We start from the raw sequence: 9,984 nt of genomic DNA, 5'->3' as shown, positions 1-9,984 counted from the left end.
CTCCATGCGCGAGCTGCTGGACGGCCGCGCGCGCCTGGGCGAGCTGCGGCCGGTGCAGGTCGAGGACCTGCTGGGGCGCGACACCGTGGCGCTGGAGCTGGCCGGCGTGCAGGAGGACCTGGAGGGACGGGTGGTGCTGGTGACCGGCGGGGCGGGCTCCATCGGCTCGGAGCTGGCCCGCCAGGTGGCCGCCATGGAGCCGCGCCGGCTCGTGGTGCTGGACCAGGCCGAGACGCCGCTGTACTACGCGGTCCTGGACCTCGTCCGCGCACACCCGCGGCTCGACATCGTTCCCGTGGTGGCCGACATCACCAACGAGGGGCGGATGGAGTCGGTGTTCGCCGAGCACCGCCCGGACTGCGTGTTCCACGCGGCGGCCTACAAGCACGTGCCGCTGATGGAGGACAACGCCGTCGAGGCGGTGAGGAACAACACGCTGGGCACCCTGTGCGTGGCGCAGATGGCCGCCCGCTTCGGCGCCGACAAGTTCGTGCTGATCTCCACCGACAAGGCGGTGCACCCCTCCAGCGTCATGGGGGCCACCAAGCGCGTGGCCGAGCAGGTGGTGCTGGGCTGGCCCTCGCTGCGCCGCGCGGGCACCGACTTCCGCGCCGTGCGCTTCGGGAACGTGCTGGGCTCCGACGGGAGCGTGCTTCCCCTGTTCCGGCGCCAGATGGACGCGGGGCAGCCCCTGACGGTGACGCACCCCGACGTCACGCGGTACTTCATGACCATTCCCGAAGCGGTGCAGCTGGTGCTGCAGGCCTCGGCGATCCCCGACGCCGCGGGGCGCATCTGCATGCTCGACATGGGCGAGCCGGTGCGCATCGTGGAGCTGGCCGAGAACCTGATCCGGCTTTCGGGGCTGGAGCCGTACCGCGACGTTCCCATCGTGTTCACCGGGCTTCGCCCCGGCGAAAAGCTGCACGAGGAGCTGATGTCGGAGCACGAGGCCACCATTCCCACGGCACTGGCCAAGATCCGCATCGTGCAATCCAACGAGCCCGCCCCCGACACGCTGATGCCCGGGCTCGACCGGCTGGGCGCCGCCGTCGAGGTGGGCAGCGCCGAAGACTGCCTGCTGGGCATCTGCGCCCTGGTTCCGGAGTGCGTGGCGCCGCTGCGCGAGCGCGGGCTGGAAGCCGCGGCGGCCTCGCGGTAGCCGCCCGGCGGGTTGCGCCGCACGGCCATGTAGCAGTATCTTATAGGTTTACGGTGCGCACGGAGGCGTGTTTCCGGCGCGCCGGCCAGGGGCGGCGTCCGCGTTCGATCGAAGGGTGGTACCATGAGCGCCAGGCTTGACGATTTTCTTTCCCGCACCGAGTCGCGCGACGCGGTCGTCGGGATCATCGGGTTGGGATACGTGGGGCTGCCGCTGGCCGTCGAGGTGGCGCGCAGCGGGTTCCGCGCGCTGGGCTTCGACGTTTCCGAGCGGGTGGTGGGGGGCGTGCTCGGCGGGCGCAGCCACGTGCAGGACGTTTCCAGCGAGGTGCTGGGCGCCTTCGTGGGCGAGGGGCTGCTTTCGGCCACGGCCGATTTCTCGCGGCTGGCCGAGTGCGACGCCATCTGCATCTGCGTGCCCACGCCGCTGAACAAGATCAAGGACCCGGACCTGTCGTTCGTGGTCAACGCGTCGGAGGGCATCGCCCGCACGCTGCGGCCGGGCCAGCTGGTGATCCTGGAAAGCACCACCTTTCCGGGCACCACCCGCGACGTGGTGCTGCCCATCCTGGAAGAGGGCGGCCTGAAGGCGGGCGAGGACTTCTTCGTCTGCTTCAGCCCCGAGCGGGTGGATCCCGGCAACCCGGTGTGGCACACGCGCAACACCCCCAAGGTCATCGGCGGCATCACGCCCGGGTGCCTGCAGGCGGGCGAGGCGCTGTACGGTCGGGTGTTCGACACCCTGGTGCCGGTGCAGAGCGCCGAGGCGGCCGAGCTGGTGAAGGTGTACGAGAACACCTTCCGCATGATCAACATCGCGCTGGCCAACGAACTGGCGCAGGCGTGCGAGAAGCTGCGGGTGGACGTCTGGGACGTGATCGAGGCGGCGGCCACCAAGCCGTTCGGCTTCATGAAGTTCACGCCGGGCCCGGGGCTGGGCGGGCACTGCATTCCGCTGGACCCGCACTACCTGTCGTGGAAGATGCGCACGCTGGAGTTCCGCACGCGGATGATCGAGCTTGCCAGCGAGATCAACGGCGAGATGCCGGCGTTCGTGGTGGGCAAGGTGTCCGACGCGCTGAACGACGAGAGCAAGGCGGTGCGCGGCAGCGACGTGCTGGTGCTGGGCGTGGCGTACAAGAAGGACATCGACGACCTGCGCGAAAGCCCGGCGCTCGACATCATGCGGCTGCTGCAGGACAAGGGGGCGCGGGTCAGCTTCCACGACCCCTTCTGCGCAGCCATCCACGACGACGGCCACACCCCGCTGAAGGGGCTGCCCATGGAGAACCAGGTGCTCACCGGGGAGCGGCTGGCCGCGGCCGACGTGGTCGTGGTGGTGACGGACCACACCGCCGTGGACTACGCGCGGGTGGCCGAGCACGCGCGCCTGGTGGTGGACACCCGCGGGGTGATGAGGCGGCACCCGGGCGCCGCCCGCGTGGTGGGGCTGTCGGGCGTGGCCACTCCGCCTCCCGCCGCGGTGCATGCGCTGGCCGGGCTGGCCGTCGTAGGCTGATCCGCTTCGCCGCCGACGCGGCCGGCCGGCGACCGACGCCGGCCGGCCGCGTCCGTGCAGCGGGGCGGCGTACCTGAAAAACCTTCCGAGGAGAGCCTCTTCGTGCGTATCACAGTGGTGGGGACGGGGTATGTGGGGCTGGTGGTGGGCGTGTGCCTTGCCGAAACCGGCAACGACGTGGTGTGTGCCGACGTGGACGCGGGCAAGATCGGCCGCCTGAACGCCGGCGAGATCCCCATCTACGAGCCCGGCCTGGAGCCGCTGGTGGAGCGCAACCTGCGCGAGGGGCGCATCTCGTTCACCACCGAGGTGGCTTCGGCCGTGGCGGGCGCCGAGATCGTCTTCATCGCGGTCGGCACCCCTCCGGGCGAGGACGGCTCCGCCGACCTGCAGCACGTGCTGGCCGTGGCCGACACCATCGGGCGCAACATGCCGGAGGACGGCCCCGAGAAGATCGTCATCACCAAGAGCACCGTTCCCGTGGGGACGGCCGCCAAGGTGCGCGCGGCCATCGCCCGCCACACCGCCCGGCGCGTGCACGTGTGCTCCAACCCCGAGTTCCTCAAGGAGGGCGCGGCGGTCCTGGACTTCATGAAGCCCGACCGCGTGGTGGTGGGGGTGGACTCCGAGTACGCCCGCGAAAAGCTGGGGGAGCTGTACTCGCCCTTCGTGCGCACCGGGAACCCCATCCTGTTCATGGACATCGCCAGCGCCGAGATCACCAAGTACGCGGCCAATGCCATGCTGGCCACGCGCATCTCGTTCATGAACATGATCGCGGGGCTGTGCGAGGCCGTGGGCGCCGACGTGTCGCACGTGCGGCAGGGCATCGGCACCGACGAGCGCATCGGGCCCGGGTTCCTGTTCGCGGGGATCGGGTACGGCGGCAGCTGCTTTCCCAAGGACGTCAAGGCGCTGGTGCACACCCTTCGCGACTCCGGGGTCGACGCCTCGATCCTCGACGGCGTCGAGAAGGTGAACGAGGCGCAGAAGCGGCTGCTGCTGGACCGCGTGGTGGAGCGCTACGGCGCCGACCTGGCGGGGCGCACCTTCGCGGTGTGGGGGCTTTCGTTCAAGCCCGAGACCGACGACATGCGCGAGGCTCCCTCGCTGACGGTGGTCCGCGGCCTGGTGGAGCGCGGCGCGCGGGTGCTCGCGCACGACCCCGAAGCGGAGCACGAGGCCCAGCGCTACTTCGCAGACCTGCTGGAAACCGGCGGGCTGGCCCTGTGCGAGCACAACTACGACTGCCTGGAGGGCGCCGACGCGCTGCTGGTGCTGACGGAGTGGGCGCCGTACCGCAACCCCGACTTCGCACGGGTGCAGGCGCACCTGGCTGAGCCGGTGGTCTTCGACGGGCGCAACCTGTGGGACCCGGAGCGCATGCGCGACATGGGCTTCGAGTACGTGTCGGTGGGCCGCGTCACGGTGGCCGCCGCCGAGCCGGGGCCCGCCCTGGCCGCCGCGGGAGCCTGAGGCGCATGCGCGTTCTCATCACCGGGGCCGCGGGGTTCCTGGGCTCGCACCTGTGCGACCGGTTCCTGGCCGAGGGCTACGAGGTGGTCGGCATGGACAACTTCATCACCGGCCATCCCGACAACGTGGCGCACCTGATGGGGCGGCCGGACTTCCGGTTCATCCAGCACGACGTCACCAACTACATCTACGTGGAGGGCCCGCTGGACGGGGTGCTCCACTTTGCCTCGCCGGCCAGCCCGGTGGACTATCTGGAGCAGCCCATCCCCACCCTGAAGGTGGGGTCGCTGGGCACCCACAAGGCGCTGGGGCTGGCCAAGGCCAAGGGCGCCCGCTTCCTGCTCGCGTCGACGAGCGAGGTGTACGGCGATCCCCAGGTGCACCCCCAGCCGGAAAGCTACTGGGGCCACGTGAACCCGGTGGGCCCGCGGGGGGTGTACGACGAGGCCAAGCGCTTCGCCGAGGCGATGACCATGGCCTACCACCGCTTCCACGGGATGGAGACGCGCATCGTGCGCATCTTCAACACCTACGGTCCGCGGATGAGGCCCGGCGACGGGCGGGTGGTCTCGAACTTCATCGTGCAGGCGCTGCGGGGCGATCCCATCTCCATCTATGGTGACGGATCGCAGACACGATCGTTTACCTACGTGGACGACCTGGTGGACGGGATCTACCGGCTCTTCCGGTCGGACCGGGTGGAGCCGACCAACATCGGCAACCCCAACGAGTTCACCGTCCTCGAGCTGGCCGAGCGGGTGCTGGCCCAGACGGAAAGCGCCTCGTCGCTGGACCGGCTTCCGCTGCCGGAAGACGACCCCAAGGTCCGGCAGCCGGACATCACCATCGCGCGTGCCGTCCTGGGATGGGAGCCGCGGGTGGAGCTGGAGGAAGGGCTGCAGCGCACCATCCCCCACTTCCGCCGGCTGGTGGAAGGCCAGGATGCCGGCGCGCGCACCCTGGCCGGAGCGCCGGCCTGACGGTTGGGAGGACAGCACGGGGCGGCGGGAACGCGTCCCGTGCCCGCATCAGAAACTAGGCAGGACGTGAAGCATACAGAAACGAAAGGCCGAGTGGCGCCCCTCCGGCGCCGCCTCGCGGCGGCTTTGGCGGCGGCCCTGCTGGCCGGCGCGCCGGCGGCGGCACAGCAGACGGACAGCGCTGCCTCCCGCCGTCCCGCGGCGGCGCAGCCCGTGCTGCTGGACGCGCCGGTCAGCCGCACCGCGTACCGCCTGGGGCCCGGCGACGAGCTGACGCTTTCCATTACGGGCAACGTGAACCGCGTCTGGACGGTGGCCGTGACCCCCGACGGGTCGGCGGTGGTGCCGGAGCTGGGCGTGGTGCGGGTGCTGGGGCTGAACCTCGACCAGGCGCAGGCCCGCGTGCGCGACCTGGTCACCCGCTTCTACCAGGGGGTGAGCGTAAACCTGGCGCTTTCGGCGGCCCGGCGGTTCAAGGTGTTCGTGGTGGGCAGCGTTCCCGAGCCCGGCTACCAGGTGGCGAGCCCGGCCTCGCGCGTAAGCGAGGTGGTGCCGGCCCAGGCCGGCCCGGGTGTGCTGCGGCGGAACGTGGTGGTGCGCCGCGCCACGGGCGATTCGCTGGTGGCCGACCTGGTGCGCTTCCGCCAGCTGGGCGAGCTCGAGGCCAACCCGGCGCTGCTCGAGGGCGACGTGGTGGTGGTGCCGGCCGCCGACGACCTGGTGCAGGTGTTCGGGCGCGTGCACTTTGCGGGTGGCTACGAGTACCGCGGCGGCGAGTCGCTGGCGGACCTGCTGGCGGTGGCGAACGGGCCGGGGGGCTTTCCCGCCAACGCGGCCGACACCATTCGCGTCACGCGCTTCGTGGGGCCGCAGGAGCGCGAGTTCCGCCTGTTCTCGCGCCAGCAGGCGCTGGGGGCCGAGGGGCGCGCCTTCGTGATGCGCCCCGGCGACGCCGTGTTCGTCCCGGAGCTTTCCAACTTCCGGGTGCAGCAGACCGCGACCATCACAGGCCAGGTGGTGCGCCCCGGCGCGTACCCCATCCGCCCCGACACCACCACGGTGCGGGAGCTGGTGGCCATGGCCGGCGGCTTTACGGCCGAGGCTTCGCTGGCCGGCGCCACGCTGCGCCGGCAGGGGGTTGCCGCGCACTCGCGCTCGCTCCAGCAGCTGCAGGCGATTCCGGCCGAGGTGCTGAGCGACGAGGAGCGGCGGGTGCTTCAGGCCCGTTCGCAGGGCGACCCCGACGTGGTGGTGATCGACTTCCAGCGGCTCTTCGGCGAGGGCGGAAGCGCCCTGGACCAGCCGCTGGAGGACGGGGACATCCTGAACGTTCCCGAGCGCCGCTCCGGGGTCAGCATCGTGGGCGCCGTGACGCAGCCCGGCATCGTTACCCACCTGCCGGGGCGCGACGTGGAGGAGTACGTGCGGCTGGCGGGCGGGTACAGCCGCCGCGCCGACCGCCGGGGCGTAACCGTTCTGCGGGCCCGGCTGGGCACCGAGACGGACGCGCGCGACGTTACGCGGCTGGAGCCGGGCGACCAGATCGTGGTGCCCTTCCGCCGCCGCCGCGACCCGCTGCAGACGCTGCAGACGGTGCAGGCGGTGGTGGGCTCGGTGTCGTCGCTGATCTTCGCGTACCTGGCCCTGCGGCCGGTCTTCTTCCCGGACCGGACGCCGTGATGCCGGAAGAGACAGTGCAGCCAGGGCACGGGAACACGGTCCTGAAGCTGGCGGCCGTCGTGCTGCGGCGGTGGAAGGCCGTGGCCGTCGTCACGGTGCTCGCGGCCGCCGTGGCCGTCGCGAGCACCGTCTTCGGGACGGCCTGGTACGTGACCAGCACCACGATGGTGCCGTTTTCCGGGTCGCAGTCGCGCTCGGGGATGGCCCTGGCCGGGCTGCCCGCCGGGGTAGCCGGGCTGGTGGGCGGGGCGACGGCCAGCCCCACCGACCGGCTGGTGGGGGTGGTCCTGGCCAGCCAGACGCTGGCCGACTCCATGGTGGGGCGGCTGGCGCCCCGCTACGGCACCGAGGCCGACGTGCGCGAAACGCTGGCCGAGCGTACGCGCGTGCTCCGCAGCACCGAAGGCTCGGTGACCATCCAGGTGCGCGCGGCCGACCCGCAGCTGGCCCTGCGGGTGGCGAACACCTATCCGGTGCTGCTGAACGACCTGATGGCGCGGCTCAGCACGGAGGGCGCGGTGCGCCGGCAGGCCCTGCTGGAGGCGCAGCTCGAGGTGGCGCGCGAACGCCTGGTGCAGTCGGAACAGCGGCTGCTGGCGTTTCAGCGCAACCGCTCGGTGCCCAACGTCGACGACCAGGCCCGGAGAACGCTGGACGCGGCCGCGGAGCTGCACTCGCGCGTGCTGGACCAGGAGCGCGAGGTGGCCCAGCTGCGGCGCGCGCTGGTGCCCGGGCATCCGCAGCTGCAGGCCGCCGAATCGGAATTGGCGGGGCTTCGCGGCCAGCTGCGCCGCGTGTCGCAGGGCTCGGGCCCCGCCTTCGTGCCGCTGGGCGAAGGGGGCGAGCTGAAGATGGCCTCGGCCCGGCTGGAGCGCGAGTTCGCGCAGGACCAGCAGCTGTACCAGTCGCTCGCCGCGGCCCTGGCCGACGCGCAGCTGGACGCGCACAACAACCTGCCCGTGCTGACGGTGCTCGACGAGGCGCGCCCCGCGGGCCGGGCGGGCTCGCCGGTGCAGGCCGGGTTGTTCGCCGCCCTCATGGGGCTGGCGCTGGGCATCGTGCTGGTGGTGGGCGCCGAGGCCCTGCGCCGCGCGCGGACGAACCCCGACAACGCCGGGTTCTTCGCGGCCTGGTCGGGGTTCCTCCGCGACCTGCGGCTGCGCGGACCGCGTCGCGAGGGACTGGCGCACGGCGACTGAGGCCGCGCCGGGCACATCGATTTGAACAGGGCGCATGCGCCCTTTTGCTCTTTTGCGAGGATGAACGCCAACAGCCAAGCGCTTCCCATTGCCCGCGCCGACGCGCGAGGCGCGGAGGCGCGCCGAGCCGCCACGCTCGTCATCGCGCCGCCCAGCCGGATGCCCACGCTGGGGCTGGCGGAGCTGTGGTCGTACCGGGGGCTCTTCGTGTTCCTGGTGTGGCGCGACGTGAAGGTGCGCTACACCCAGACGGTGCTGGGCGCCGCGTGGGCGCTGCTGCAGCCCCTGCTCACCATGGTCGTCTTCAGCGTGGTGTTCGGGCGCCTGGCCCGGCTGCCTTCGGACGGCGTGCCCTACCCCGTGTTCGCCCTGGCTGCGCTGGTGCCGTGGGCGTACTTCTCGGCCGCGCTCTCCGGCGCCAGCAACAGCCTGGTGGCCGAGCGGAACCTGATCACCAAGGTGTATTTTCCCCGCCTGGTGGTACCCCTTGCCCCGGTGCTCGCCGGACTGGTGGACCTGGGCATCGCGACGCTGCTCCTGGGCGCCGTGATGCTGGGGTACGGCCTGGTGCCGGGGCTGGCGGCCATTCCCGGCATTCCGGCCATGCTGCTGCTGATGGTGCTCACCGTGGCGGGCATGGGGTGCTGGCTGGCGGCGCTGAACCTGAAGTACCGCGACTTCCGCTACGTCGTGCCCTTCCTGCTGCAGGTGTGGATGTACGCGTCGCCCATCGTGTACCCGGCGTCGATGGTGCCGGAACGGTACCGGGCGCTGTACGCGCTCAATCCCATGGCGGGGGTGATCGAGGGAATGCGCGCCGTCCTGTTCGGCAATCCCGTGCCCTGGTCGATGCTGGCGGTGTCGGCCGCCGTGGGCGTGGCGCTGTTCGCGACGGGGGTGCTGTACTTCCGCTACACGGAACGCGTTTTCGCCGACCTGGTCTGAGGGGGGGGACATGTCGACGATCGCGATCCGGGCCGAAGGCCTCGCCAAGCGCTTTACCATCGGAACGGCCGCCACCCGGTACGGCACCTTCCGCGAGGCCCTTGCCGGGGCCGCGGGCGCGCCCCTGCGGCGGCTGCGGTCGCTGGGAGGGGGCGCGGGTGGGGGCGGCGCCGACGTGTGGGCGCTCGAGGACATCTCGTTCGAGCTGAAGCAGGGCGAGGTGCTGGGAATCGTGGGGCGCAACGGGGCGGGCAAGAGCACGCTGCTCAAGATCCTGTCGCGCATCACCTCGCCCACCCGCGGCCGCGCGGAGGTGCGCGGCCGGGTGGGATCGCTGCTCGAAGTGGGCACCGGGTTCCATCCGGAGCTCACCGGCCGCGACAACGTGTACCTGAACGGCTCCATCCTGGGGATGGACCGGGCCTTCATCGACCGCCGCTTCGACGAGATCGTGGAGTTCTCCGGGGTCGAGCAGTTCATCGACACCCCCGTGAAGCGGTATTCCAGCGGCATGTACCTGCGGCTGGCCTTCGCCGTGGCGGCGCACCTGGAGCCCGACATCCTGATCGTCGACGAGGTGCTGGCGGTGGGCGACGCGGCCTTCCAGAAGAAATGCCTGGGCAAGCTGGGCTCGGTGGCCCAGGAGGGCCGCACCATCCTGTTCGTGAGCCACAACATGGCCGCCGTGCGGGCGCTCTGCGGCACCGCGCTCCTGATCGAGGGAGGCCGCGTGGCCGTGGAGGGCGACGTCGAGACGGTGGTGAGCCGGTACCTGGCCGAGAGCGGCGCGTCCGACGCCGAGGTTGTCTGGGGCGGGGACGACGCGCCGGGCACCGACGAGATCCGGCTGCGGCGCGCTTCGGTCACCGCCGCCGGCGGGGAGCCGGCCGCCCTCCTGGACTGCGCCGAGCCGTTCACGGTGAACGTGGAATACGAGGTCCTGAAGCCCATCGCCGGGCTGCGGGTGGGCATCATGCTGCGGAACGACGAAGGGGTGGTGATGTGCGGGTCCAACGACCCCGAC

Annotated in this window: 8 protein-coding genes; all 8 read left to right on the top strand. The window is 71.6% G+C overall.

Going from position 1 to position 9,984, the window contains the following annotated elements:
• Positions 1-1,162, top strand: a 1,162-nt coding sequence (locus VIB55_RS06575; RefSeq protein ID WP_331875873.1) for a UDP-N-acetylglucosamine 4,6-dehydratase family protein, incomplete at its 5' end; no start/stop codon positions are given.
• A gap of 123 nt (positions 1,163-1,285) precedes the next feature.
• A complete protein-coding gene (locus tag VIB55_RS06570; RefSeq protein ID WP_331875872.1) occupies positions 1,286-2,680 on the top strand; it encodes a nucleotide sugar dehydrogenase in 1,395 nt (464 codons plus the stop codon).
• A 102-nt stretch (positions 2,681-2,782) separates the two neighbouring features.
• Positions 2,783-4,156 (top strand): UDP-glucose/GDP-mannose dehydrogenase family protein, encoded by a 1,374-nt coding sequence (locus tag VIB55_RS06565; protein WP_331875871.1) that lies wholly within the window; start codon positions 2,783-2,785, stop codon positions 4,154-4,156.
• Positions 4,157-4,161: 5 nt separating this feature from the next.
• Positions 4,162-5,136, top strand: a complete 975-nt coding sequence (locus VIB55_RS06560; protein ID WP_331875870.1) for a UDP-glucuronic acid decarboxylase family protein — start codon at positions 4,162-4,164, stop codon at positions 5,134-5,136.
• A 93-nt stretch (positions 5,137-5,229) separates the two neighbouring features.
• Positions 5,230-6,816, top strand: a complete 1,587-nt coding sequence (locus VIB55_RS06555) for a polysaccharide biosynthesis/export family protein (protein ID WP_331875869.1) — start codon at positions 5,230-5,232, stop codon at positions 6,814-6,816.
• Complete coding sequence (locus tag VIB55_RS06550; protein ID WP_331875868.1) at positions 6,816-8,015, top strand: hypothetical protein; 1,200 nt, start codon at positions 6,816-6,818, stop codon at positions 8,013-8,015. Before VIB55_RS06555 ends, VIB55_RS06550 begins: the two co-directional genes overlap by 1 nt.
• Before the next feature lie 60 nt (positions 8,016-8,075).
• Positions 8,076-8,960 (top strand): ABC transporter permease, encoded by an 885-nt coding sequence (locus tag VIB55_RS06545; protein ID WP_331875867.1) that lies wholly within the window; start codon positions 8,076-8,078, stop codon positions 8,958-8,960.
• A gap of 10 nt (positions 8,961-8,970) precedes the next feature.
• Positions 8,971-9,984 (top strand): ABC transporter ATP-binding protein (locus VIB55_RS06540; RefSeq protein ID WP_331875866.1); only part of this gene is annotated, 1,014 nt, incomplete at its 3' end.

This window comes from Longimicrobium sp. (assembly GCF_036554565.1).
Taxonomy (GTDB): Bacteria; Gemmatimonadota; Gemmatimonadetes; order Longimicrobiales; family Longimicrobiaceae; genus Longimicrobium.
This window is presented reverse-complemented; position numbering and strand designations above follow the sequence as displayed.